This is a genomic window from uncultured Allobosea sp. (assembly GCF_945957345.1).
Taxonomy (GTDB): domain Bacteria; phylum Pseudomonadota; class Alphaproteobacteria; order Rhizobiales; family Beijerinckiaceae; genus Allobosea.
The window spans coordinates 93,083-116,303 of the sequence record NZ_CAMFKW010000005.1; the positions used below are offsets into that span (position 1 = coordinate 93,083).

The window sequence follows — 23,221 nt, forward strand, 5'->3', positions numbered from 1 at the left end:
GAAGGTTACGGCAATGGCTGGAAGGGACGGGATTGTGCCGGCAAGCCGAAGGCGGGAGCAAGGCGCGGCCAAACAAAAAGCCGGGCGAAAGCCCGGCTTTTTGGAGCGAATGGTCGCAGTCGGCGAGGATCAGGGCTTCGGCAGCGGCTGCGGCGAATCCGAGAGCGAGTTCAGGTAGGCGACGACGTCGGCGCGGGTCTCGGGCTTGGCGATGCCGGCAAAGGCCATCGCGGTGCCCGGCACATAGGCCTTGGGGTTCTTCAGGAAGTGGTCGAGCCCGTCGGCATCCCAGGTCTTGTCATTGCGGCCCTTCATCGCCGCGGAATAGCCGAAGCCTTCGACAGAACCTTCGCTGCGGCCATAGACGCCGAAGAGATGCGGGCCGACCTTGTTGGGGCCGCCCTTCTCGAAGGTGTGGCAGGCCTTGCAGGCGGCGGTGGCCTTCTCGCCCTTGGCCGGATCGGCCTTGGCGAGGCGAACCGCGATCGGATCCTCGGCTGCGACTGCGGCGGCTGCGCCGCCGCCATGCGCGGGCTCCTCGCTCGGCAGGTCGAAGCCCGTCACCGCCGGCTTCTTCGGCGCGAAGACGATGCCGGCCGTCATGTTGAGGCCCATCACCACGAGCAGCGTGGAGAGAACCGCGCCGGCGATCTTGTTGGCTTCGATGTTCATCGTATCCGAACCCTGGTGCCCTCCGCAGCCCAAGGCGCGGGAGACGAGATAGCGCTTGGCCGGAGTCTTGAAAGGCTCCAGCTTCCGCCGTTGCTTAACCGCTTTGCGCGCTTCATTGCAACTCGTATAAGCACGCACCGTTTGAGACTTTTTGCCGCCCGAGCCGAGCACGCCCCAAAAATGGCCCGTCCGCTGATCCTGATCCCCGCCCGCATGCAGGCCACGCGCCTGCCCGGCAAGCCGCTCGCCGACATCCACGGCGAGCCGATGATCGTTCATGTCTGGCGCCGCGCGGTCCAATCCGGGGCCGGAGACGTCGCTGTCGCGACCGATACGCCGGAAATCGCGGCTGCGATCGAGGCCGCCGGCGGCAAGGCGGTGATGACCAGCGCCAGCCACCAGACCGGCTCGGATCGGATCAAGGAAGCCGCGGATATCCTCGACCCTGACAGGCACTACGACATCATCGTCAACGTCCAGGGGGATTTTCCGACCTTGGCCCCTTCCGCCATTGCCGCTGCGGTGAAGCCGCTCGCCGATCCGGCTGTGGATATCGCGACGCTCGCGGGCGTGATCGATGATGAAGAAGAGAAGACGGCGCCGAGCGTCGTGAAGCTCGTCGGCAGCGAGATCGCGCCGGGCCATATGCGCGCCCTTTATTTCACGCGTGCCACGGCGCCGTATGGCGAGGGGCCGCTCTATCATCATGTCGGCCTCTATGCCTACCGCCGCGCCGCGCTCGACCGTTTCGTCAGCCTGCCGCAATCGCCGCTGGAATTGCGCGAGAAGCTGGAGCAGCTCCGTGCATTGGAGGCCGGCATGCGCATCGACGTCATGGTCATCGACCATGTGCCGCGCGGCGTCGACACGCCGCCCGATCTCGACCGCGCCCGCGCGGTCCTGACATCCCGCTGAGGCCGGATCGGCCAAGCCGCGTCATAACAAGAAGCCCAGGAGCCTGAAGTCGTCCCATGTCCTTCGTCGTGTCTTATCAGGGTGAGCCCGGAGCCTTCTCCTCGCAGGCGGCCCTTCAGGTGTTTCCGGACTGCGAGCTTCTGCCCTGCGCCACCTTCGAGGATGCGCTTTCGGCCGTCAGCGACGGCACGGCCCGCTACGGCATGATCCCGATCGACAATTCGATCGCCGGCCGCGTCGCCGATATCCACCACCTGCTGCCGCGCTCGGGGCTGCACATCATCGGCGAGCATTTCCTGCCGATCCGCTTTCACCTGATGGGCGTGGAAGGCGCGACGCTGGCGACGGTCAAGACCGTGCAGAGCCACATCCATGCGCTCGGCCAGTGCCGCAAGATCATCCGCAAGCTCGGCCTCAAGGCCGAGGTCGCGGCCGACACGGCAGGATCCGCGCGCCAGGTCGCGGAGGCCGGCGATCCGACGCGCGCCGCCATCGCCCCGCGCATCGCGGCTGATGTCTACGGCCTCAATATCCTGATGGAGGATATCGAGGACGAGAAGCACAACACCACGCGCTTCGTCGTGCTCTCGAAATATCCGGAATATGCCCGTCAGGGCGCGGGCCGGACGGTGACGACGCTGATGTTCCGCGTCCGCAACATCCCGGCCGCGCTCTACAAGGCGATGGGCGGCTTCGCGACGAATGGCATCAACATGACCAAGCTGGAAAGCTACATGGTCGACGGCCACTTCTCGGCGACGATGTTCTATGCCGATGTCGAGGGCCATCCCGACGATCCGGCGCTGCGGCGCGCGCTCGACGAACTCTCCTATTTCTCCAAGGAGATGAAGATCATGGGCGTTTATCCCGCCAACGACTTCCGTTCGACGATCGAGGAGCCTGCCGAGTAGCCGCGTAGGCTGTCGCCGGAAGCTGCGATCATTTCATCGCAAGCCTCCCGGGCCTGCTTTCGGCAGGCCCGGGGACCTAAATCCGTTCGCCTTCGAGCGCCCAGGCGCGCACCAGCGTGTTGGCGATGGCGATATGCTGCGGGCAGGCGAGGCCATCGGGATGCTTGCCTTCCAGCATCTGCAGCACCTCCTCGCGCGGGAACCAGCGGCCTTCCTCCAGTTCGGTCATGTCGAGCGTGATCTCGTCGCCGAGCGCCTCGGCGATGCAGCCCATCATGATCGAGGAGGGGAAGGGCCAGGGCTGCGAGGCGAGATAGCGGACATTGCCGACCCTCAAGCCGGCCTCTTCCCAGCTTTCGCGCCGGACCGCATCCTCGATCGTTTCGCCCGGCTCGACGAAGCCGGCGATGCAGGAATACATGCCCGGCGCGAACCGGGCCTGGCGCGCCAGCAGGCAGGCATCGCCGCGCGTCACCAGCATGATCACGACCGGGTCAGTGCGCGGGAAATGCAGCGCGCCGCAAGACGTGCATTCGCGCCGCCAGCCCGAAGCGCCGGCGACCGTCTGCCCGCCGCATTGCGCACAGAAGCGATGACGCGCATGCCAGTCGAGCACCGCCTTGGCCTCGCCGAGCGGCCCGACCTCGTCCTCCGGCACGATGCGCTTCAGCGCGACCGAGCGCAGGTCCGTGACGAACAGTTCGGCCCGCTCTTTCAGCGGCTCGACCAGGGCCTTGTCGAGCAGGCGGCCGAAGCGGGGCGTGCCGTCTTCGGCCAGCCCCATGAAGATCTCTTCCGCGGCCGGGCCGAGCATCTCGGTCTCGCCATGGCTGAACCAGACGGTCAGCGCCTCGCCGTCGAGGCGCTTCAGGATCGGCGTTTCGCCGGCGACGACCGCGATCCGCGTGTCCGAGCGGTGGCGCAAGGCCGTCACCGCGTCGGGCTTGTTGCGCAGGTCTTCGCGCCGGTCGAGCCGGTTGATCGCAAAGCCGGTGAGGGAGGAGCGTTCGCGGCGAGGCAGGGCGTCGTTCATGCCTTGGGTCTAGACCCGCGACGCCTTGCCGCGCAAGCGCGTCTCACGCCTCCCCGCGTCCGCGCAGAAGGCGGATGATGCCGGAGAAATCCGTGCCGCCTTCGCCCCAGGCATTGTGCAGCCCGAAGAGCTGCGCGGCCGCCGCGCCGAGCGGGGTCGAGGCGCCCGCCGCCTGCGCCGCTTCCTGCGAAAGCTTCAGGTCCTTCAGCATCAGCGCCGATGCGAAGCCCGGCTTGTACTCGTTATTGGCGGGCGAGGTCGGCACCGGGCCCGGCACCGGGCAGTAGGTGGTCAGCGACCAGCATTGGCCCGACGAGGTCGAGGCGACGTCGAACAGCGCCTGATGCGACAGGCCGAGCTTCTCGCCTAGCACGAAGGCCTCGGAAACGCCGATCATCGAGATGCCCAGGATCATGTTGTTGCAGATCTTGGCGGCCTGTCCGTTGCCGGCGCCGCCGCAATGCACGATCTTGCGGCCCATCTTGGCGAGGACCGGCTCGCCCTTGTCGAAGGCATCCTCGGTGCCGCCGACCATGAAGGTCAACGTCGCACCTTTCGCCCCGCCGGTGCCGCCCGAAACCGGGGCATCAAGCGAGAGGCAGCCGCGCTCGCCCGCAAGCGCATGGGCCTTGCGGGCGCTCTCGACATCGATGGTCGAGGAATCGATCAGGAGCGTGCCCGGCTTTACCGCTGGCAGGATATCGGACCAGACGCCAAGCACATGCTTGCCGGCTGGCAGCATCGTCACCACGACTTCCGCATCGGCCACCGCCTCTTTCGCTGAGGCGGCGATGCCGACGCCCATCTCGGCGGCTGCATCCTTCGAAGCCTGCACGAGATCGAAGGCTTTGACACTATGCCCGGCCTTGACGAGGTTCCCGGCCATCGGGCCGCCCATATTGCCGAGGCCGATGAAGGCGATGTTGGTCATGGTCGTATCCTCTCGTCGTTCTTGTCGTCGTTGTCGGTGTCGTCCCGGGCCGCTCGCAGAGCGGACCCGGGATCGTCATCAGGAAAAGGCACGTTCTCGTCTCGCGATCCCGGATCGCCTTCGGCGTCCGGGATGACCGCCTTCGGCGGTCAGTTCCCCTTGGACCGGCCCACCAGCCCGCGCGCCACGATCATCCGCATCACCTCGTTGGTCCCCTCGAGGATCTGGTGGACGCGGAGGTCCCGGACGATCTTCTCGATGCCGTAATCGGCGAGATAGCCGTAGCCGCCATGGATCTGCAGGGCATGGTTGGCGACCTCGAAGCCGGTATCGGTGGCGATCCGCTTCGCCATGGCGCAGAGCTTGGTCGCGTCCGGTGTCTTGGCGTCGAGCGCTGCCGCCGCGCGCCAGAGCAGGCTGCGGGCCGCTTCCAGCTCCGTCGCCATGTCGGCGAGCTTGAACTGCAGGGCCTGGAAATCGGCAATGGCCGAGCCGAACGCTTTGCGTTCCTTGGCGTAGGCGAGGGACCGGTCGAGCGCGCCCTGCGCACCGCCAAGCGAGCAGGCGCCGATATTCAGCCGCCCGCCGTCGAGCCCCGCCATGGCGATCTTGAAACCGATGCCTTCCGGGCCGAGGCGGTTGGCCACCGGCACGCGGCAGTTCTCGAAGATCACCGCCCGCGTCGGCTGGGCATTCCAGCCCATCTTCTTCTCGTTGGCGCCGAAGGAGAGGCCGGGCGTGTCCTTCTCGACCACGATGGTCGAGATGCCACCGGGACCGGCTTCGCCGGTGCGCGCCATCACGACATATATGTCGGAGACCCCGGCGCCGGAGATGAACTGCTTCTGTCCGTCGAGGACATAGTGGTCGCCGTCCAGCACGGCCTTGGTCTTGAGCGCGGCGGCGTCCGAGCCGGCACCGGGCTCGGTCAGGCAATAGCTCGCCAGATGCTCCATGGTGCAGAGCTTCGGCAGGAAGCGCTGGCGCTGCTCGTCCGAGCCGTAGCGGTCGATCATCCAGGCGCACATGTTGTGGATCGAGATATAGGCCGCGACTGTCGGGCAGCCGGTCGAGAGCGCCTCGAAGATCAAGGCCGCGTCGAGCCGGGTCAGGCCGGAGCCGCCGACATCGTCGCGGATATAGATGCCGCCCATGCCCAGCGCCGCGGCGGCGCGCATTTCCTCGACCGGGAAATGCTTTTCCTCGTCCCAGCGTGCGGCATGGGGCGCCAGCGTCTCGGCAGCGAAGTCCTGCGCCATGTCGCGGATGGCGATCTGGTCCTCGGTCAGGGAAAACGGGCTCAAGGCTTGCGCTCCTGGGGCTTGAGGGCGGTGGGCGGCTGCGTTGCGGCCTGAGGGCGTAGGGGCTGCGGATAGGCCCCGTCATAGGACTTCGCGTGGCCGCGATGCGGGGACCGGGCCGAGTCGAGGGCTACGAAATCCTCAGGCCTCGCGGGCTCCCCGGCCTTGCCGACGAAGACGCGCGGCCCCTTATGGGTCACCACCACGTCGCCATAGGCGAGATCGCTGCCGAGGAAGGTCTCGACGGTCACGGGCGGAGGCGGGGGCGGCGGCAGGCTGGCCTCAAGCTCCCGCCGCAGGCGGTTCTCCTCGATGATACGCGCGACATGCGCCTTGCTGCGCCGGCGGGTTTCCTCGATCCGGCTTTGCCAGAGCTGGCGGCAATGGCTGCGTTGGGCGCCGTCGAGCGTCAGGTGCTCGACGACGCCCGTTTCGCAGAGGGCGTCGTCGAAAGAGGCCGAGGGTGGGACGTCTTGCGCGAAGGCCGGCGCAGCCAAGCCACAGAGGAGGACGAGCGACGATGCGATGATCCGCAGCGGTCGCTCCATGGCCTCCTCCGTCGGTGGCGCCTCAGTTCATCGTCGGGATGACGAAGCTCGCACCGTCCTTGATACCGCTCGGCCAGCGCGCCGTCACCGTCTTGGTCTTGGTGTAGAAGCGGATCGAGTCCGGGCCGTGCTGGTTGAGGTCGCCGAAGGAGGAGCGCTTCCAGCCGCCGAAGGTGTAATAGGCCAGCGGAACCGGGATCGGCAGGTTGATGCCGACCATGCCGACCTGGACCTTCGAGGCGAAGTCGCGCGCCGCGTCGCCGTCGCGGGTGAAGATCGCGGTGCCGTTGCCGTATTCGTGGTCGTTGGTGAGCTTCAGCGCCTCTTCATAGGTGTCGGCGCGCAGCACTGAGAGCACCGGCCCGAAGATCTCTTCCTTGTAGATGCGCATGTCCTTGGTGACGTTGTCGAACAGGCAGCCGCCGACATAGAAGCCGTTCTCGTAGCCCTGCATCTTGAAGTCGCGGCCGTCGACCAGGAGCTTCGCACCTTCCTGGACGCCGATATCGACGTATTGCTTGATCTTCTCCATCGCGGCCTTGGTGACGACAGGGCCGTAATCGGCGTTGACGTCGGTCGAGGGGCCGATCTTGAGGCTCTCGACGCGCGGGATCAGGCGCTTGACCAGCTCGTCGGCGGTGCCCTTGCCGACGGGGACGGCGACCGAGATCGCCATGCAGCGCTCGCCGGCCGAGCCGTAGCCGGCGCCGATCAGCGCATCGACCGTCTGGTCCATGTCGGCGTCGGGCATGATGATCATGTGGTTCTTGGCGCCGCCGAAGCACTGAACGCGCTTACCGTTCGCGCAGCCGCGGCTGTAGATGTACTCGGCGATCGGGGTCGAGCCGACGAAGCCGACCGCCTTGATCTCGGGATGGTCGAGGATGGCGTCGACCGACTCCTTGTCGCCGTTGACGACGTTGAGGATGCCGGGAGGGCCGCCGGCCTCGATGAAAAGCTCGGCCAGGCGCATCGGCACGCCCGGATCGCGCTCGGAAGGCTTCAGGATGAAGGCGTTGCCGCAGGCGATCGCAGGGCCCAGCTTCCAGAGCGGGATCATCGCCGGGAAGTTGAACGGCGTGATGCCGGCGCAGACGCCGAGCGGCTGGCGCATTGAATAGATGTCGATGCCGGGGCCGGCGCCGTCGGTGTACTCGCCCTTCATCAGGCCGGGAACGCCGAGCGAATACTCGATCACCTCGACGCCGCGCTGGATGTCGCCCTTGGCGTCGGGAATGGTCTTGCCGTGCTCGCGGGCGAGGAGTTCGGCGAGCTCGTCGTTGTTCTGCGCGATCAGGTCGAGGAACTTCATCAGCACGCGGGCGCGGCGCTGCGGATTGGTCGCGGCCCATTTCGGCTGTGCCTCTGCGGCGTTCTGCACGGCGGCGTCGAGTTCGGCCGTCGAGGCGAGGGCGACCTTGCCGATGATCGTGCCGTCCATCGGCTGGTAGATGTCAGCCGTCCGGCCCGAAGTGCCCGCGACATGCTTGCCGCCGATGAAATGTCCGACCTGACGCATCGCGCCCTCCCTACGAACTGATGGTGTGGTGACCCTGCATCCTCCCTACCATTCTCGTTTGCGCACGGCTATAGCGAGAGTGAAACGCCAGTCGTGCGAAAACACAAATATGGGAGAGAGCCTTGGAGCGCTTCGACTGGGATGATCTCCGTTTCTTTCTGGCCGTGGCGCGCTCGGGCCGGCTCACCGCCGCCGCGCGCCGCCTCGGCGCTGATCACGCCACCGTCTCGCGCCGCATCACCTCGCTTGAGGAGGCGCTGAAGGCCAAGCTCTTCGAGCGCCGCCCACAGGGCTATACGCTGACCGCCCATGGCGAGCGCCTGCTCGCTAAGGCCGAGAGCATGGAGACAGAGGCGCTGGCGATCCAGAGCGATATCGGCGGCGCCGACATGGCGCTTTCCGGCACGGTCAGGATCGGCGCGCCCGACGGTTTCGGTACCTCGTTCCTGGCGCCGCGGCTGGCGTTGTTCGCGAAGTCCTATCCGGGTCTCGAAATCCAGCTTATCGCCATGCCGCGCCTGCTCTCGCTGTCGAAGCGCGAGGCCGATGTCGCGATCACGCTCGCCCCGCCCAAGGAGGGTAAGGTCGTCGCCCGCAAGCTCTCCGACTACCGCCTCGGCCTCTACGCCACGCCGGAATATCTGGCCGCGATGCCGCCGGTGACCAAACCTGAGGATCTCTTCGAGCATCGCATCATCGGCTATATCGACGACCTGATCTTCTCCCCGGAGCTCGACTATCTCGATGAGGTCGCCAAGGGCCTGCGCGCCCATGTCCAGAGCTCGAGCGTCATCGCCCAGATGAACGCCGTGACGGCAGGCGCCGGCATCGGCGTGATCCATCACTTCATGGCGGAGGGCGAGAAGCGGCTCGTGCCCGTCCTGCCCGAGACGGTCTCGATCACCCGCTCCTTCTGGCTGCTCGTCCATGCCGACCTGAAGGACGTGGCGCGGGTGCGTGCCATCGTCGATTTCGTCGTGCGGGAAGCGAAAGCCTCGCGTGCCTTGCTGATGGGCGAGCACAGGCCGGAGCCGCGGATCGCGGCCGAATAAGCTCAGGCCGCGGCGGTGCGGACCCGGTCGCGTCCGTCCTGCTTGGCGACGTAGAGCGCCTCGTCCGCCTGGCCGAGGCAGGTTTCGAGCATGGTGTCGGGCGCGAGCGCGGCGACGCCGATCGAGACCGTGAGCGGCAGGGTTTCCCCGTTTATGACGAGCGGCGTGTTGGCGATGGCCGCACGGATGTCGCCGCACAGGCGCTCGGCTTCGGCAAGATCGGCGCCCGGGAAAATGATGGCGAATTCCTCGCCGCCGATACGGGCCAGCAGGTTGAAGCCGCGCTCCGCCATGCTGCCGAGCGTCCGCGCGACGGCCGTCAGCGCCCTGTCGCCGCCGTCATGCCCATGGCGATCGTTGAGCCGCTTGAAGTGATCGATGTCGAGAATGGCGATCGAAACCGGCAGGCCCATCTCGCGAGCCTCGCCGACGAGCTGCCGCCCGCGTGCGAAGAAATGGCGGCGGTTGAACAGGCCGGTCAGGAAGTCGCGCGCCGCGAGGTCCTGCAACTGCTTGAGTTGCTCGAGCACCTCGACATTGGAGGCGATGCGGCATTGCAGCTCTTCCAGCACGAAGGGGCGCGAGACGAAATCATGCGCGCCGGCCTTGAGGAAGCCGGCGGAGGTCTGCCGGTCGGTCGAGGACGAGATGCCGAGGACGCGCACGGCCGGATGATGCCGGCGGATGCGCCGCGCCAGCTCGAATCCATCCATGTCGGGCATGTAATAGTCGCTGACGACGAGCTGGATGTCGGGATTGCTCTCCAGGATCGCGAGCGCCTCCTGCCCGGATCCGGCCTCGACCACGGCATATTGCTGGATCGACAGCATGCGCGCCAGCACCTTGCGGGTGGTCCGGGTATCGTCGACGACGAGGATGCGGGTATTGCGGTTGTTCAGCGCCCGCTTGACCGTGCCGACGATGTTGGGAAGCGCGAACTCGTTGTCCTTCAGGACATAGTCGATGACCTCGCGCTCCATGATCCGCCCGCGCGTGGCGAGATCGAAGGTCGCGGTGAAGACGACGGAAGGGATGCCGTGCGTCACGGTCCAGTCGAGCGCCTCGCCGCGCGGGGCATCCGGCAGGTTGAGGTCGACGACGGCGATCGCATAGGCGCCGGGCGCAGCGACGATGAGGTCGCTGACCTCCTTCAATGAGGCGCAGGTTGTGACGGGCAGCCCGGTCTCCGCCTGGAGCATCTGCCGCAGCGCGAGCGAGAAGGTCCGCGAGTCCTCGATCACGAGGATCTTGCGGTCGTCCGGTACGGGCTCCGGCCTGGCCTGTAATGTCTGATGGGCACCCATGCTCCATCTAGGGCGCCCGCAAGTTTAATTTTCCGTCACGTCAACCGTGACAACCGCCGCGCGGCGTGCCTGGCGCGGCAATTCTTCAGATGCGCCAGGGCAGGATATTGTGCTGCCGGTTGCGGCCGATCAGGTCGAGCCCCAGCATCACGATCAGAATGACGGCGCAGGCGCTGATCGCGACCGCCGCTGCCTCGCCGGCGAGACCGGCTTCCTTGAGGCTGAACAGCACCACGCCCAACGTCTCCGTGCCCGAGGACCAGAGCAGGGCCGAAACCGTCAGTTCGTTGAAGGCGACGAGGAAGACCATCAGCGCCGAGACCGCCGCGGCCGGCGCCAGGATCGGCGCGACGACGAAGCGCAGCATCTGCATGAGGCTGGCGCCGTCGAGCTTTGCGGCATCCTCGTGATGCGCCTCGATCTGCGCCATCGCCGCGACCGGCGCCTTCAGCGCCAGCGGCAGGAAGCGCGCGAGATAGGCGAAGAGGATGATGAAGGGCGTGCCGTAGATGCTGATGCCGATAAGCGGCAACGGCTTCAAGAAGATCAGGATGCTGGCAATGGCCAGCACGATGCCCGGCAATGCATAGGGCAATTCGATCATCAGTTCGACGGTGCGCCTGATCTTGCCAAGCCGCCGCTCCAGCGCATAGGCGAAGACGATCGCAAGGATGGCGAGGATCAGCGCGGCGCAGCCGGCGAACATGAGCGAGTTGCGGAAAGCGCGTATCGTGACGGCTTGGCGGAGCAGCACTTCGCTGAACTTGTCGAAGGTCAGGGTCTGCCAGGAGAGCGGCACGCCGAGCGCTGGCGTCAGCGCTTCGCTGAGCAGGGCCAGCAGCGGCAGCCCGAGCTTCAGGGTGAGCAGCAGCCACAGGCCAGCGGCGACGAAGGGGCGGGCAGGGCCGAGCAGCCAATAAGGCTCGAGCGGGCGCTCGATCTCGACCTTGCCGCGCTGGTTGCGGGCGGCGAGCGCGGCCGCGACGATGCCGAGCGCCGCGACCGCGCCGACCAGCACGGCCAGTGCCGCCGTCTCGCCGAGGCTCGACGGGCCGAAGCTCGACAGCCGGCGATAGATCAGCGTCGGCAGCGTCAGGTAGTTCAGGGGCAGGCCTAGCAGGGCCGGAATGCCGAAATTGCCGACGCCCGCGACGAAGGCGATCAGGCCTGCGGCGATGATCTGCGGCCGCAGCACGGGAATGACGATCCGGGCAGTGATGGTCGCGGGCGCGGCGCCCTCCATCTGCGCGGCTTCGACCAGCGACTGCGGGATGCTGCGCAGGCCGGTCCAGAGCGTGATCGCGACGAGCGGTGCATGGTGCAGCGCCATGACGAGGATGATGCCGCCGCGCCCGAGCAGCGGGTTCGGGGTGCCGGGGGGCGGCGCAAGTCCGATCAGCGAGAGGATCGGCGAGTTCGGCGCGAGCAGGCTGAGGAAAGCCAACGCCGCCACCTGCGGCGCGATCATCATCGAGAAGACGAAGGCGAAGGCGAGGGGGCGCTTGCCGCTGACATCGGTGACGCCGAGCGCCAAAGCGACGATGCCGCCGACGAAGAGCGCGCCGAGTGCCGAGAGGCTCGCTGTTTCCAGCGTGTGCCAGGTTGCGGTCACCGCCGCGCGGCTCGTCATTTCGGCGAAGGCATCGCCCGGCGCGAATTGCCAGCCGGGCGCGAAGGCGGCTGCGACCAGCCGGAAGAAGGGCAGGCCGCCGAGCAGCAGCGCGGCAGCGACGACGAGCGCCGGTAGCCCCCAGCCTTCGGGCAGGCGCAAACGCGAAACCGGCGGGGCCGCAATCGCGGGCTCCCGCCGACTGTTTCGGGCAAGGGCCAGCGTCATTGTGCTGGCCGCTGCAGCGACGAAAGCGTCGTCACTCGAAGATCGAACCGAAGCGCTTGCGAGCGGCGGTTTCCTCAGTCAGCGCCTTGGCGGCGTCGAAGGCCATCAGCTTGATCGCGCTGCGGGCGGGATAGCCGGCCGGCAGGGCGACGTCCGGATGGGCGGCGACATAGCCCTGCTTCAGCGCGAGCTCCTGGCCCTCCTTGGAGAGCAGGAAGTCGATGAAGGCCTTGGCGGCTTCCGGATTCTTGGTGGTCTTGAGGATCGCGACCGGCTCGCTGACCGCGGAAACGCCCTCGCTCGGGAACACGAACTCGACCGGCGCGCCCTTGGCCTTCTCGCGGATCGGCATGAAATCGACGATCATGCCGTAGAGCTTTTCGCCGGTCGCGACCTGGCGCAGGATGTCGCCATTGGCGCCGGCGGCGAGCGTGCCGTTCTCCTTGAGCTTCTCGTAGAAGCCCCAGCCATCCCCGAGATTGCTGGTGAGTGTGATCGTGTGGATCAGCGCGGCGCCTGAGTTCAGCGGGCTCGGCATGGCCAATTGGTTCTTGGCTTCAGGCTTGGTGAGATCGGCCCAGCTCGCGGGCTTCATCGCGGCCTTGGTGTTGTAGACGATGCCGGTGGTGATCAGCTTGGTCGCGAACCACATCTTCTGGGGATCGTGGATGCCGGCCGGATAGGCTGCGAGATCGGCCTTGTCATGGGCGAGCAGGCGGCCATCCTTCTTGAGGCCTTCCATGGTCACGGCATCGGCGATCAGCAGCACGTCGGCCTGCGGGGCGCCGGCCTCGAACTCGGCCTTCAGCTTGGCCATCACACGCGGCGTGCCGTCGCGCACGAAGGAGACGTCGACCTTCGGGTATTTCGCCTTGAAAGCATCGATCGTCTGCTGGGCATCGGTATTGGGCTGGCTGGTATAGAGCACCAGCTTGCCCTCGACGGCGAAGGCCTGCGGCGCAGCCGCCAGGCCGGCGGCGATGATGAAGGCGCTCAGGGCCTTGCGCTGCATATCGGAGCTCCATCTCTTGATCGCATGTGCGAGATGGCGCTGCCGGTAGTCCCGTCACATGACAGTTCCATGAAACGATCCCGGGTTTCCATGCCGCGGCCCAGTTGCACATCCTAGAATTAGAAATACTATTTAACGGGACTCGGGCGGCTTGTTTCGGGCGGGGCTTTTCGACTAGGGTCGCGGCAAGACGATCATAAGGTCGCTTTAAAACGGTTTAGATGGGGAGGATATCTGATGAAGCTGGTTCGGCATTTCGCCTTGGGTACGGCTGTCGCGGCGATGGTTGCGGGATGGTCCGGCGGCGCCATGGCGCAGGAGACACTGACGGCCTGGTTCACCAAGGGCTTCTACAAGGGCGAGGACGACGCGCTGCTTGCAGTCGTCGACAAATTCCAGAAGGCGACGGGCGTCAAGGTCGAGCTCTCGCTCTATGCGACCGAAGATTGCGTCACGAAATCGGTCGGCGCCGTCGATGCCGGCACGCCGCCGGATGTCGGCTTCTGCACCACCTATGATTTCCGCACGACAGGCAAATGGGCCTATGACGGCAAGCTCGAAGACGTCTCGGACGTGCTCGAGCCGCTCAAGGGCGACATCCAGCCGATGGCGCTCTCGACCACCTTCCTGATGAACGGCAAGGCCGGCAAAAAGTCATACTATGCCTTCCCGGTAGAGCAGCAGATGATGCACATCACCTACTGGAAGGACATGCTGGAGGAGGCCGGCTTCAAGGAAGCCGACATCCCGAAGACCTGGAACGGCTACTGGGACTTCTGGTGCGACAAGGTGCAGGGTTCGCTGCGTGCCAAGGGCAAGCGCATCTATGGCATCGGCCACCCGATGGGCATCGCCGCCTCCGATACCTTCTACTCGTTCCTGACCTTCGCCAACGCCTATAACGCCAAGGTCGTCGACGAGAACGGCAAGATCGTGCTCGACCAGCCCGAGAACAAGAAGGCGATGGTCGAGGCGGTGAAGTCCTATGCCAACATCTTCCAGCGCGGCTGCACGCCGCCCTCGTCGGTGAACTGGCTCGACCCCGACAACAACGTCGCCTTCCATAACCGCACGACGGTGATGACGCATAACGCCACGATCTCGATCGCCGGCAAGCACATGGACGACATGAACAATCCGGCGCTCACCGCCGAGCAGCGGGCGCAGGCCAAGAAGAACTACGAGGACAACATCCGCACGGCCGAATTCCCGCTCAAGGCCGACGGCAGCAAGATGACCAACCTCGCCGCGGTCAAGACGGCGGTGATCTTCGCCGACGCCAAGAACAAGAAGCGCGCCAAGGAGTTCATGGCCTTCTTCATGAAGGACGAGAACCTGCGGCCCTTCGTCGAGGGCTCGGCCGGCCGCTGGGTGCCGACGACGCTCAAGGCGATCGACGCGCCGTTCTGGTCCGACGGCAAGGACCCGCACCGCGCGGTCGTCTACAAGCAGTACAAGGATGGCACTGTGCCGTTCCAGTTCGTCTACAACTACAACTTCACGACCGTGAACGCCGAGAATGTCTGGGCCAAGGCCGTGAACCGCGTCGTCCAGGACAAGATCCCGGCCGAGCAGGCGGTGGACGAGATGATCGCCCGCATCAAGCAGATCGCAGGCTGACACGCGCCTTCATTGCGCTTGCATCGATGACCCGCCGCGGCAAGGATTGCCGCGGCGTATCTTTCACAGGGTGACAAGAACCTCTCACAAAACCGGAGAGTCCATGAGCACAGCCGCCATGACCGCGCCGCTTGCGGCGCCACGCGAGGATGCATCGGCCTTCACGCGCGACCGCGCGATGTGGGGCGCCATCATGCTGGCCCCCTATGTGCTCGTCTTCGCCGTCATGGTGGTCTATCCCGTCGCCTATGGCCTCTGGCTCGGCCTCAACTGGAATTCCTACCGGGCGCTCTTCGCCGACCCGATCTTCATCCGCACCGTCGTCAACACGATCGTCTTCCTGTTCGTGGCGGTGAACCTGAAATTCCTGATCGCGCTCGGGCTCTCGGGCTTCTTCGTGCAGCAGCGGCCCTGGATCCGCATCGTCCTGGTGCTGTTCATCCTGCCCTGGGCCGTGCCCTCGATCCCGACCATCCTGTCCTTCCGGGTGATGCTGAACCCCGAGAACGGCATGCTGAACCAGCAGCTCTTCCAGTGGTTCGGCATCATGGAAGGGCCGGGCTGGCTCACCGACCCGACGCTCGCCTTCATGTCCTCGATCTTCGTCCATATCTGGAAGTCGCTGCCGTTCTGGACGCTGATCCTGATCACCGGCCGGCTCGCCATCGCGGCGGATCTCTACGAGGCCGCCAGCGTCGACGGCGCCAATCGCTGGCAACAGTTCCGCTTCATCACCTGGCCCTCGCTGGCGACGCTCTACGTCACCTCGACCATGCTCTCGATGATCTGGACATTGGGCGACTTCAACAGCGTCTACCTGCTCACCGGCGGCGGGCCGGGCGATCTCAACCATGTGCTGGCGACGCTCGGCATCCGCTACATGCGCAACAACAATCTCGACCTCGGCATTGCCTCGATCATCGTCGCCATGCCGCTGATCCTGCCGATGGTCTTCGTGATGGTGAAGCGCCTGTCGAAGGGGCCGGACGCATGAAGAAGTTCCTCGACGAAGGCAAGCTGCTGCTGGTCGCAATCCCCGTCCTGGTCTGGACGCTGCTGCCGATCTACCACCTCTTCGTGCTCTCGATCTCCAACCAGGAATCGATGCTGGCCGGCAAGCTCTGGCCCGACCAGCCGACGCTGCAGAACTTCCAGATCGTTTTCGCCCAGCAGCACTACTACCTGCACAATTTCTGGCGGCAGATGTTCAACAGCTTCCTCATCGCGGTGGCGACGGGGCTGATCACGCTCTTCGTCGCGACCTTCGCGGCCTTCGCCATCGCGCGGCTCAAGGTGAAGGGCGGGCGCACGATCATGAACCTCGCGCTCGCGACCTACCTGATCCCGGCCGCCTTCCTCGCCATCCCCATGTACAAGGCGATGGGCTCCTATGGGCTGCTCAACACGCAGGCCTCGCTGATCCTGGCGATGGTCGCGCTGGCTTCGCCCTATGCGATCTGGGTGCTGAAACAGGCCTCCGACAAACTCCCCAAGGAGCTCGATGAGGCCGCCGTGATGGACGGCGCCACCTCGATCCAGCTCTTCCGGCTGGTCTATCTGCCGCTGATGAAGCCCTCGATGGTGGTGATCGGCATCTATGCGCTGCTGCTGGCCTGGAACGAGTATCTCTACGCCTTCCTGCTGCTCTCCTCGGAGAAGGCGGTGCCGCTGGCGGTGGGCCTCGGCCTCTTCCTCTCGGCCGACGACGCGCCCTGGAACCTGCTGATGGCGGCAGGCCTGCTCTACGCCATCCCACCGGCTCTGATCTACTATCTGTTCCGCAAGAACATGGTCGGTGGCCTGACCTCGGGCGCGGTGAAGAGCTGAGGGCGGCTGCAGCCCGCTTTTCCATCACCGTCATGCTCGCCCTTGTGGCGAGCATCCACGTCTTGAACGCGAGCGCCGGCCGGTAGAGACGTGGATGGCCGGCACCAAGCCGGCCATGACGGGAACGGAGGCGCATGGCAGAATTGCTTCATCGCTCTCGCAATCGCAGCGAACAGGCGCCACAGTGATGCGTTACGACAAGAAGAATTGCCGAGGATAGACCGATGACCGCCTCCAAGCTCGACCAGCTCCGCCAGATGACCACCGTCGTCGCCGATACCGGCGACATCGAGGCGGTGCGTCGCCTGAAGCCCGTCGACTGCACCACCAACCCGACCCTGATCCTCAAGGCGGTGGAGACGCCGGCCTATGCCCATCTCGTCGACGAGGCGATCGGTTGGGGCAAGAAGCAGGGCAGCGGCGAGAAGGCGGTCCATGCCGTCTGCGACCGTCTTGCGGTGAGCTTCGGCACGGAATTGACCAAGATCGTCCCCGGCCGGGTCTCGACCGAGGTCGATGCCGATCTCTCCTTCGATACCAAGGCGACCATCGAGAAGGCGCGCGCCGTGATCGCCGCCTACAAGGAACGCGGCGTCGAGAAGGATCGCATCCTCATCAAGGTCGCCTCGACCTGGGAGGGCCTGCAGGCCGCCAAGGTGCTGCAGAGCGAGGGCATCGACTGCAACCTGACTTTGCTCTTCGCTTTGCCGCAGGCGGTCGCGGCGGCCGAGGCCAATGCCTTCCTGATCTCGCCCTTCGTCGGCCGCATCCTCGACTGGCACGTCAAGGCCGGCGGCGGCCCCTACACTGCCGAGACCGATCCGGGCGTCGTCTCCGTCAAGAGCATCTACGCCTATTACAAGGCCTTCGGCATCAAGACGGTCGTGATGGGTGCGTCCTTCCGCAATACCGGCGAGATCGAGGCGCTGGCCGGCTGCGACCGCCTGACCATCGGGCCGGGCCTGCTCGACGAGCTTGCCGGCGCGACCGGCGATCTGCCGCGCCGCCTCTCGCCGGCCTCCTCGCCGCAGATGGAAGGGGGCGTCAGCAGGAAGCTCGGCTTCGACGAGAAGGCCTTCCGCTTCGCCATGAACGAGGACGCGATGGCGACCGAGAAGCTCGCCGAGGGCATCCGCGGCTTCGTCAAGGACCTGCGCGGCCTGCGCAAGCTCGTCGCCGCCAAGCTCGGCTGAACGGATGTCCGGCAGCGTGGGTTCGTGACCTGATCTGCCGCTTTGCGGCAGATCATTGACGTCCTCCTCGCTCGGGCTTCTGATGGTTGCATGTCCTGACGAGGCCGCTTGGCTATCGCGGCCCGACCAACCGGAGTCGGCCATGACCACGCCCGCAGAATCCTCTTCCCGCCCGGGTTCTTCGCTCGCCACGCATCTCGTCCCGCTTCGGCGCAATTCCGGTTGGTTGCTGGCGGCGGGCATCGCCCTCGTCATTCTCGGCATCCTTGGCCTTGGAGCCGTGACAATGCTCAGCCTCGCCAGCGCGATCTGGTTCGGCGCCATGATTCTGGTCGGCGGCATCGTCGTGCTGGTCGATGCCTTCAGGCATCAGGGCTGGAAGAGCCGCGTGCTGCACATCCTCATCGGCCTGCTCTATGTCGCGATCGGCCTGATGACCTTCGCCAATCCGCTGCTCGCCACGGCTTCGCTGACATTGCTGGCGGGTGCGGCGCTGGTTGCGACCGGCGTGCTGCGTCTCGTCGTCGCTTTTCAGAACCGGGAATTGCCGGCCTGGGGCTGGATCGCCTTCTCCGGCGCACTGTCGCTGCTGCTCGGCGGCATGATCCTCGCGCAATGGCCGGGGTCCAGCCTATGGGTGCTCGGCACCTTCCTGGCGATCGAGCTGATCTTCCAGGGCTGGGCGACGATCGCGCTGGCGCGGGCGATCCGCTCGACTTTCGATGGCGTGAAGCCGCGCTGAGACCTATTCTACGGCCTCGGCCGTCACAGCAGTCTTGGGGGGCGTGCTGAGGTTGTTGAAGCGCGCGCGCCCACCGGCCGCAGCCGTCTGCAATTGCTGCTTCCAGCCCTTGGAATCGTTGCCGCCGAGCGCGACGAAATCGGCCGGGCGCGCCGCATCGGCATCGCGACCCTGATAGACAAGCACGCCGCCGGCGGTGACGACGATGTCGCCGCGCCGCAGCGTCGGGTCCTTCAGGTACCATTGCTTGTCGGTCTGGGGATCGAGCTGGACGACGGGCGGCTTCGGCTTCGAGGAAACCTCAGGCGCCCGGGCACGCGGCGCCCTGACACGCGGCTCGTCGTCATATTCGTAGATCGGGGAAGCACGCAGCCGCGGCCCGCCGCCAAAGAAGGCGCGGGCGAGATCGTCGAAGAAACCGGCCGCATGGGCGCTGGGCGCTGCCGCGCAGGCGAACACTGCGGCCACGGCCCATCGCATCATTCCTGCCCGCATCATCGCCCTGCCTCCATCGCGTCGCCGTATCAACGACGAGTGGTCGCGAAAGGTTCGATCCGGGTTCACGAAAGCGGTTAAGAATCTTTCGCGCGCTGAGCCGGCTTTCTCACAACTGCGTGTCTCCCCCTGCCGGCTACGGGGCATCTCGGCCTAGGATAAGGGTGATCCGGCTGCCGAGGAGCCATGCCATGATGATGCGTGCGCTGCTTGCTGCGGCCCTGCTAGGGCCGATCTCCACTGCCGCCCTTGCCCAGGAAAACTGGTCCCTGTCGAAGGGCGGCGGGGAGGTCGCCTTCATAGCCCGCCATTTCGGCATCCAGACGGCGAGCGGCCGTTTCGGCGCTGTCGACGGCACCTTCGCACTCGATTTCGACCGGCCCGAGCGCAGCCGGATTAGGATGACGATCCAGGCCGCGTCGCTGCGTACTGGCGCCGATCTCGTCGACGGCTTCATCAAGGGCCAGACGATGCTCGACGTCGCGCATTATCCGGTTGCCAGCTTCGTCTCTCAGCAGGTGGCACGCACCGGCGAGCGCAGCCTCTCGATCAGTGGCCAGCTCACCATTCGCGGGGCAACGCAGCCCGTCACCGTCAACGCCGTGGCCGAAAGCGACCCGGCCGGGTTGCGCGCTGGCGGCAATCTCCCCTTCCACGCCAATGCGAGCTTCTCCCGTGCGGCCTTCGGGATCGGCCGCGAGGTCAATATCGTCGACGATCAGGTCGAACTCGACATCAAGGGCGTGGTTTCGCGCTAGGACAGCCGCGATGCGACCTCGCAACTGGCATCCGCTTCTCATCCTGCTGCATTGGGCGACGGTGGTGCTGATCCTGCTGCAATACGGGCTGTCCCGCCTGATGGGCGACGAGTCGCGCGACCTGCTCTCCCGCTTCGCGCTCTACCAGTGGCACAAGTCCTTCGGTCTGACGCTCGCCGGGCTGGTCCTGTTACGCCTCGCCGTTCGGCGCCTGCTGCCAGCGCCCGCGCCGGTCCCGATGTCGCGTTGGCAGCACATCGTAGCCGCGGCGGTGCAGGGCGGGCTCTATCTCTGCCTGCTGGCGCTGCCGGTCACCGGCTTCCTCATGGCGGCTGCCGCGCCGATCCAGATCCCGACGCTGTTCTTCGGGCTGTTTTCAGTGCCGCATCCGATCGGTCCGGACCAAGCCACCTATGACGCGATGCTCCGGGCGCACGCGACGCTGTTCGACATCATGGCCGCGCTCGCCTTCATTCATGCGGGCGCGGCCCTGCTGCACCAGTTCGTCCTCCGGGACAGCCTGATGCAGCGGATGTGGTTCGGCCGATCTTAGGCCTTCTTCTGCGCCGCAAAAGCCTCGGCGCGGATCGTCGAGAGCGACTTCGCCGGAGTGATCGCCTCGGGGTCGAGGAGGCAGTGGATGATCGCGGGCTTGCCGCTCTTCATCGCGCGCTCGAAGGCCGGCGCGAATTCCTCGGTCTTCTCGACCCGCTCGCCATGACCGCCGAAGGCCTTTGCGTAGGCCGCGAAATCCGGGTTCTTCAGCGTCGTCGCCGAGACGCGGCCGGGATATTCGCGCTCCTGATGCATGCGGATTGTGCCGTACATGCCGTTATCGACGACGACGACGATCACCGGCAGGTCGTATTGCACGGCCGTCGCGAAATCCTGGCCGTTCATCAGGAAGCAGCCGTCGCCCGCGAAGGCGATGACGGTACGCTCTGGAAAGAGCCGCTTGGCGCCGATCGCGGCCGGGACGCCATAGCCCATCGAGCCGCAGGTCGGGGCGAGCTGCGTCGCGAACCTGTTGAAGCGGTGGAAGCGGTGCACCCAGGTCGCGTAATTGCCCGCGCCGTTGCATAGGATCGCGTCGTCGGGGAGCTGGCTGCGCAGCCAGCGCACCATCTCGCCGGGATGGAATTCGCCGGGCACGGGCGCAGGCTGTTCGCTCCAGGCGATATAGGCTTCATGGGCGGCAGCGCCAGCACCCTTCCAGGCCGGAGCCTTCGGCGGCTCGATCGTGGCCAGCGCGGCGCAGAAGCCGGCGGGAGAGGCGTTGATCGCGAGCGTCGGGCGATAGACCCGGCCAAGCTCTTCCGGATCGGCATGGACATGGACAAGCGGCCGGCCGGGATTGGGGATGCCGAACAGGGTGTAGGACTGGCTCGGCATCTCCGAGAGGCGCCCGCCGACCAGCAGGACGAGATCGCTCTCCTTGATGCGGGCAAGCAGCTTCGGGTTCGGGCCGATGCCGAGATCGCCGGCGAAGTTCGGATGATCGGCCGGAAACAGCATCTGCCGGCGGAACGAGACCGCGACAGGCAGGTCGAAACGCTCGGCAAAGGCCTGGAAATCGGCGATCGCCTCCGGGCTCCAGCGCGAGCCGCCAAGGATCGCGACCGGCGACTTCGCCGCGGCGAAGCGCTTGGCGAGATCAGCCATCTGCGCCGGGGCAGGGTGCTGCTCGGTGACGTTGTAGGGCTCGGCGTCGGCGACATCCGCGAGGTCGGTGAGCACGTCCTCGGGCAGCGCGATCACGACCGGTCCGGGGCGGCCGGAGGTCGCGACATGGAAGGCGCGGCTGATGATCTCAGGGATGCGCGCGGCATCGTCGATTTCGGTCGCCCATTTGGTCATCGTGCCGAAGACGGCGCGATAATCGAGCTCCTGGAAGGCCTCGCGCTCGCGCATGCTGCCGTCGATCTGGCCGACGAAGAGGATCAGCGGGGTCGAGTCCTGGTCGGCGATATGGATGCCGGGCGAAGCGTTGGTCGCGCCGGGACCGCGCGTCACGAAGCAGATGCCGGGCTTGCCGGTGAGCTTGCCGGCGGCCTCCGCCATCATGCAGGCGCCGCCTTCGGCGCGGCAGATGGTGACCTTCATCGAGGCGTCGTGCAGCGCGTCGAGCACGGCAAGATAGCTCTCGCCCGGCACGCAGAAGGCGTCGGTGGCGCCGTGGATCAGAAGCTGGTCGACGAGGATCTGCCCGCCAGTGCGATTAGCCATGCTGCGGCCCTCCCCAGGCCGGGTCGTTCAAAATGTCGTCGGCATGTTCGCCGAGCCTCGGGCTCGGACGTCCCGCCACCTGCCGCACGCCGTTCATGACGATCGGCGAGGCGACGGTCGGAATATGCCCGGCCTTGGCAGCAGCGCTCGGCAGGTCGACCTTGACGCCGCGCGCCACGATCTGCGGGTCGGCGAAGACCTCGCCGATATCGTTGATCGGGCCGGCGGGCACGCCGACCTTCTCCAGCCCGGCGAGCAGATCGGCCTTGGCATAGCGTTGGCAAAGCAGGTGCAGCTTCGCGGTTAGGGCGACGCGGTTCTTCACCCGCGATTTGTTGTCGACGTAATCGGGATGGTCGGCCAGCGCCGGCTCGCCCAGCACCTCGCAGAGCTTGCGCCATTGCCCGTCATTGCCGGTCGCGATGATGATATGGCCGTCCGCGACCGGGAACACGTCATAGGGAACGATGTTCGGATGAGCGTTGCCGAGCCGGGGCGGCGGGTTGCCGCCGACGAGATAGTTCATCGCCTGGTTGCCGAGCACGGCGACCTGCGAGTCGAGCAAGGCGAGGTCGAGCGTCGCGCCCTCTCCGGTCGCATCGCGCTGGCGCAAAGCCGAGAGGATGCCGACTGTGGCGTAGAGCCCGGTATAGATGTCGGCGACGGCATAGCCCGCCTTCATCGGCGCGCCCGCGGGCTCGCCGGTGATCGACATCGCCCCGCCCATGCCCTGCACCAGGAAATCGTAGCCGGCACGCGGCGCATAGGGACCGTCCTGCCCGAAGCCTGTGACCGAGCAATAGACGAGTCGCGGGAAATCCTTGCGTAGAGAGGCGGCGTCGAGCCCGTATTTCGAGAGGCCGCCGACCTTGAAGTTCTCGATCACGACGTCGGCATGAGCCGCGAGACGCCGGACCAGCGCCTGTCCCTCGGGTGTGCGGAAATCGGCGGTGATCGAGCGCTTGCCGCGATTGGCGGCGTGGAAATAGGCGGCGGAGAGATGCTCGTTACCGGTGCCCTCGACGAAGGGCGGCCCCCATTTGCGGGTGTCGTCGCCCTCGGGCGCCTCGACCTTGACGACATCGGCGCCGAGATCGGCCAGGAGCTGGCCGATCCAGGGACCTGCGAGAATGCGCGCCAGTTCGAGGACGCGCAGGCCGGCGAGGGGAGAGGTCGAAGTCATCAGGTTCGATCCGCGCCGTCATCCCGGCCGGAGCGAAGCGGAGAGCCGGGATCCATGCCTGACCGCCAATCGGCGATGTTCCGGCATGGATCCCGGGTCGACCTGCGCTCGCCCGGGATGACGCGGAGGGGGGTGGTAGGGC

Annotated in this window: 22 protein-coding genes; 10 read left to right on the top strand and 12 right to left on the bottom strand. The window is 66.2% G+C overall.

Translation table 11 applies throughout. The annotated features are described in order from the left end of the window. Positions 1-129: 129 nt before the first annotated feature. Entirely contained in the window at positions 130-672 is a 543-nt protein-coding gene (locus Q0Q36_RS03950; protein WP_265058108.1) for a cytochrome c family protein, read from the bottom strand. A 180-nt stretch (positions 673-852) separates the two neighbouring features. On the opposite strand from Q0Q36_RS03950, the gene Q0Q36_RS03955 reads away from it, so the two are divergent. Together Q0Q36_RS03955 and Q0Q36_RS03960 are read left to right on the top strand one after the other, a co-directional pair. Continuing rightward, complete coding sequence (locus Q0Q36_RS03955; RefSeq protein WP_293795689.1) at positions 853-1,587, top strand: 3-deoxy-manno-octulosonate cytidylyltransferase; 735 nt, start codon at positions 853-855, stop codon at positions 1,585-1,587. A gap of 56 nt (positions 1,588-1,643) precedes the next feature. Then, positions 1,644-2,498 carry a prephenate dehydratase gene (locus Q0Q36_RS03960; RefSeq protein ID WP_293795691.1) on the top strand — a complete coding sequence of 285 codons (855 nt, stop codon included), beginning with the start codon at positions 1,644-1,646 and terminating at the stop codon, positions 2,496-2,498. A gap of 76 nt (positions 2,499-2,574) precedes the next feature. On the opposite strand, the gene nudC is transcribed toward Q0Q36_RS03960, so the two are convergent. From nudC to Q0Q36_RS03985, 5 genes are all read right to left on the bottom strand, one after another. Beyond that, a complete protein-coding gene (gene nudC / locus Q0Q36_RS03965; protein ID WP_293795694.1) occupies positions 2,575-3,531 on the bottom strand; it encodes an NAD(+) diphosphatase in 957 nt (318 codons plus the stop codon). A 43-nt stretch (positions 3,532-3,574) separates the two neighbouring features. Continuing rightward, positions 3,575-4,462 carry a 3-hydroxyisobutyrate dehydrogenase gene (mmsB, locus tag Q0Q36_RS03970; RefSeq protein ID WP_293795696.1) on the bottom strand — a complete coding sequence of 296 codons (888 nt, stop codon included), beginning with the start codon at positions 4,460-4,462 and terminating at the stop codon, positions 3,575-3,577. Between the two features lie 149 nt (positions 4,463-4,611). Further along, positions 4,612-5,766 carry an isobutyryl-CoA dehydrogenase gene (locus tag Q0Q36_RS03975; RefSeq protein WP_293795698.1) on the bottom strand — a complete coding sequence of 385 codons (1,155 nt, stop codon included), beginning with the start codon at positions 5,764-5,766 and terminating at the stop codon, positions 4,612-4,614. Further along, the gene (locus Q0Q36_RS03980; protein ID WP_293795699.1) at positions 5,763-6,311 is read right to left on the bottom strand and encodes a hypothetical protein; all 549 of its coding nucleotides are present in this window, start codon (positions 6,309-6,311) and stop codon (positions 5,763-5,765) included. Before Q0Q36_RS03980 ends, Q0Q36_RS03975 begins: the two co-directional genes overlap by 4 nt. Positions 6,312-6,333: 22 nt before the next feature. Next, the gene (locus Q0Q36_RS03985; protein WP_293795701.1) at positions 6,334-7,830 is read right to left on the bottom strand and encodes a CoA-acylating methylmalonate-semialdehyde dehydrogenase; all 1,497 of its coding nucleotides are present in this window, start codon (positions 7,828-7,830) and stop codon (positions 6,334-6,336) included. A gap of 122 nt (positions 7,831-7,952) precedes the next feature. Between Q0Q36_RS03985 and Q0Q36_RS03990 the strand changes: the two genes are divergently transcribed. Continuing rightward, the gene (locus Q0Q36_RS03990) at positions 7,953-8,882 is read left to right on the top strand and encodes a LysR family transcriptional regulator (protein ID WP_293795702.1); all 930 of its coding nucleotides are present in this window, start codon (positions 7,953-7,955) and stop codon (positions 8,880-8,882) included. 2 nt (positions 8,883-8,884) lie between these two features. Here the strand turns inward: Q0Q36_RS03990 and Q0Q36_RS03995 are convergent, their stop codons facing one another. From Q0Q36_RS03995 to Q0Q36_RS04005, 3 genes are all read right to left on the bottom strand, one after another. Then, the gene (locus Q0Q36_RS03995; RefSeq protein WP_293795703.1) at positions 8,885-10,186 is read right to left on the bottom strand and encodes a diguanylate cyclase; all 1,302 of its coding nucleotides are present in this window, start codon (positions 10,184-10,186) and stop codon (positions 8,885-8,887) included. Positions 10,187-10,271: 85 nt separating this feature from the next. Beyond that, positions 10,272-11,957 (bottom strand): iron ABC transporter permease, encoded by a 1,686-nt coding sequence (locus tag Q0Q36_RS04000; protein ID WP_293795705.1) that lies wholly within the window; start codon positions 11,955-11,957, stop codon positions 10,272-10,274. 97 nt (positions 11,958-12,054) lie between these two features. Further along, the gene (locus Q0Q36_RS04005) at positions 12,055-13,035 is read right to left on the bottom strand and encodes an ABC transporter substrate-binding protein (protein ID WP_293795706.1); all 981 of its coding nucleotides are present in this window, start codon (positions 13,033-13,035) and stop codon (positions 12,055-12,057) included. A 237-nt stretch (positions 13,036-13,272) separates the two neighbouring features. Here Q0Q36_RS04005 and Q0Q36_RS04010 point away from each other — a divergent pair, with 237 nt between their 5' ends. The 5 genes from Q0Q36_RS04010 (at position 13,273) to Q0Q36_RS04030 (ending at position 18,417) form a co-directional block, all read left to right on the top strand. Beyond that, positions 13,273-14,655 (top strand): ABC transporter substrate-binding protein, encoded by a 1,383-nt coding sequence (locus tag Q0Q36_RS04010; protein WP_265058121.1) that lies wholly within the window; start codon positions 13,273-13,275, stop codon positions 14,653-14,655. A 118-nt stretch (positions 14,656-14,773) separates the two neighbouring features. After that, a complete protein-coding gene (locus Q0Q36_RS04015) occupies positions 14,774-15,649 on the top strand; it encodes a carbohydrate ABC transporter permease (RefSeq protein WP_367187154.1) in 876 nt (291 codons plus the stop codon). Next, positions 15,646-16,482, top strand: coding sequence for a carbohydrate ABC transporter permease (locus Q0Q36_RS04020; RefSeq protein WP_293795712.1), 837 nt, complete (start codon positions 15,646-15,648; stop codon positions 16,480-16,482). The genes Q0Q36_RS04015 and Q0Q36_RS04020 overlap by 4 nt, the downstream gene beginning before the upstream one ends. Positions 16,483-16,706: 224 nt before the next feature. Next, positions 16,707-17,675 carry a transaldolase gene (gene tal / locus Q0Q36_RS04025; RefSeq protein WP_293795714.1) on the top strand — a complete coding sequence of 323 codons (969 nt, stop codon included), beginning with the start codon at positions 16,707-16,709 and terminating at the stop codon, positions 17,673-17,675. 142 nt (positions 17,676-17,817) lie between these two features. After that, the gene (locus tag Q0Q36_RS04030; protein ID WP_293795716.1) at positions 17,818-18,417 is read left to right on the top strand and encodes an HdeD family acid-resistance protein; all 600 of its coding nucleotides are present in this window, start codon (positions 17,818-17,820) and stop codon (positions 18,415-18,417) included. A 3-nt stretch (positions 18,418-18,420) separates the two neighbouring features. Here the strand turns inward: Q0Q36_RS04030 and Q0Q36_RS04035 are convergent, their stop codons facing one another. Further along, positions 18,421-18,885 (bottom strand): hypothetical protein, encoded by a 465-nt coding sequence (locus Q0Q36_RS04035; RefSeq protein ID WP_293795717.1) that lies wholly within the window; start codon positions 18,883-18,885, stop codon positions 18,421-18,423. Positions 18,886-19,103: 218 nt separating this feature from the next. On the opposite strand from Q0Q36_RS04035, the gene Q0Q36_RS04040 reads away from it, so the two are divergent. Continuing rightward, positions 19,104-19,670 (top strand): YceI family protein, encoded by a 567-nt coding sequence (locus tag Q0Q36_RS04040; RefSeq protein ID WP_293795719.1) that lies wholly within the window; start codon positions 19,104-19,106, stop codon positions 19,668-19,670. A gap of 10 nt (positions 19,671-19,680) precedes the next feature. Further along, positions 19,681-20,223, top strand: coding sequence for a cytochrome b (locus Q0Q36_RS04045; RefSeq protein ID WP_293795720.1), 543 nt, complete (start codon positions 19,681-19,683; stop codon positions 20,221-20,223). Here Q0Q36_RS04045 and Q0Q36_RS04050 read toward each other — a convergent pair. Continuing rightward, positions 20,220-21,896: a thiamine pyrophosphate-binding protein gene (locus tag Q0Q36_RS04050; RefSeq protein ID WP_293795722.1), complete on the bottom strand. Its 1,677-nt coding sequence runs from the start codon at positions 21,894-21,896 to the stop codon at positions 20,220-20,222. The genes Q0Q36_RS04045 and Q0Q36_RS04050 overlap by 4 nt on opposite strands. Further along, a complete protein-coding gene (locus tag Q0Q36_RS04055; protein WP_293795723.1) occupies positions 21,889-23,079 on the bottom strand; it encodes a CaiB/BaiF CoA-transferase family protein in 1,191 nt (396 codons plus the stop codon). Before Q0Q36_RS04055 ends, Q0Q36_RS04050 begins: the two co-directional genes overlap by 8 nt. Between the last annotated feature and the right edge of the window lie 142 nt (positions 23,080-23,221).

Excerpts from the sequence above, each read along its gene's own strand:
- Q0Q36_RS03950 (WP_265058108.1), bottom strand. The coding sequence starts at position 672 with ATGAACATCGAAGCCAACAAGATCGCCGGCGCGGTTCTCTCCACGCTG.
- Q0Q36_RS03955 (WP_293795689.1), top strand. The coding sequence starts at position 853 with ATGGCCCGTCCGCTGATCCTGATCCCCGCCCGCATGCAGGCCACGCGC.
- Q0Q36_RS03960 (WP_293795691.1), top strand. The coding sequence starts at position 1,644 with ATGTCCTTCGTCGTGTCTTATCAGGGTGAGCCCGGAGCCTTCTCCTCG.
- nudC (WP_293795694.1), bottom strand. The coding sequence starts at position 3,531 with ATGAACGACGCCCTGCCTCGCCGCGAACGCTCCTCCCTCACCGGCTTT.
- mmsB (WP_293795696.1), bottom strand. The coding sequence starts at position 4,462 with ATGACCAACATCGCCTTCATCGGCCTCGGCAATATGGGCGGCCCGATG.
- Q0Q36_RS03980 (WP_293795699.1), bottom strand. The coding sequence starts at position 6,311 with ATGGAGCGACCGCTGCGGATCATCGCATCGTCGCTCGTCCTCCTCTGT.
- Q0Q36_RS03985 (WP_293795701.1), bottom strand. The coding sequence starts at position 7,830 with ATGCGTCAGGTCGGACATTTCATCGGCGGCAAGCATGTCGCGGGCACT.
- Q0Q36_RS03995 (WP_293795703.1), bottom strand. The coding sequence starts at position 10,186 with ATGGGTGCCCATCAGACATTACAGGCCAGGCCGGAGCCCGTACCGGAC.
- Q0Q36_RS04005 (WP_293795706.1), bottom strand. The coding sequence starts at position 13,035 with ATGCAGCGCAAGGCCCTGAGCGCCTTCATCATCGCCGCCGGCCTGGCG.
- Q0Q36_RS04010 (WP_265058121.1), top strand. The coding sequence starts at position 13,273 with ATGAAGCTGGTTCGGCATTTCGCCTTGGGTACGGCTGTCGCGGCGATG.
- Q0Q36_RS04015 (WP_367187154.1), top strand. The coding sequence starts at position 14,774 with ATGACCGCGCCGCTTGCGGCGCCACGCGAGGATGCATCGGCCTTCACG.
- Q0Q36_RS04020 (WP_293795712.1), top strand. The coding sequence starts at position 15,646 with ATGAAGAAGTTCCTCGACGAAGGCAAGCTGCTGCTGGTCGCAATCCCC.
- tal (WP_293795714.1), top strand. The coding sequence starts at position 16,707 with ATGACCGCCTCCAAGCTCGACCAGCTCCGCCAGATGACCACCGTCGTC.
- Q0Q36_RS04030 (WP_293795716.1), top strand. The coding sequence starts at position 17,818 with ATGACCACGCCCGCAGAATCCTCTTCCCGCCCGGGTTCTTCGCTCGCC.
- Q0Q36_RS04040 (WP_293795719.1), top strand. The coding sequence starts at position 19,104 with ATGATGATGCGTGCGCTGCTTGCTGCGGCCCTGCTAGGGCCGATCTCC.
- Q0Q36_RS04045 (WP_293795720.1), top strand. The coding sequence starts at position 19,681 with ATGCGACCTCGCAACTGGCATCCGCTTCTCATCCTGCTGCATTGGGCG.
- Q0Q36_RS04050 (WP_293795722.1), bottom strand. The coding sequence starts at position 21,896 with ATGGCTAATCGCACTGGCGGGCAGATCCTCGTCGACCAGCTTCTGATC.
- Q0Q36_RS04055 (WP_293795723.1), bottom strand. The coding sequence starts at position 23,079 with ATGACTTCGACCTCTCCCCTCGCCGGCCTGCGCGTCCTCGAACTGGCG.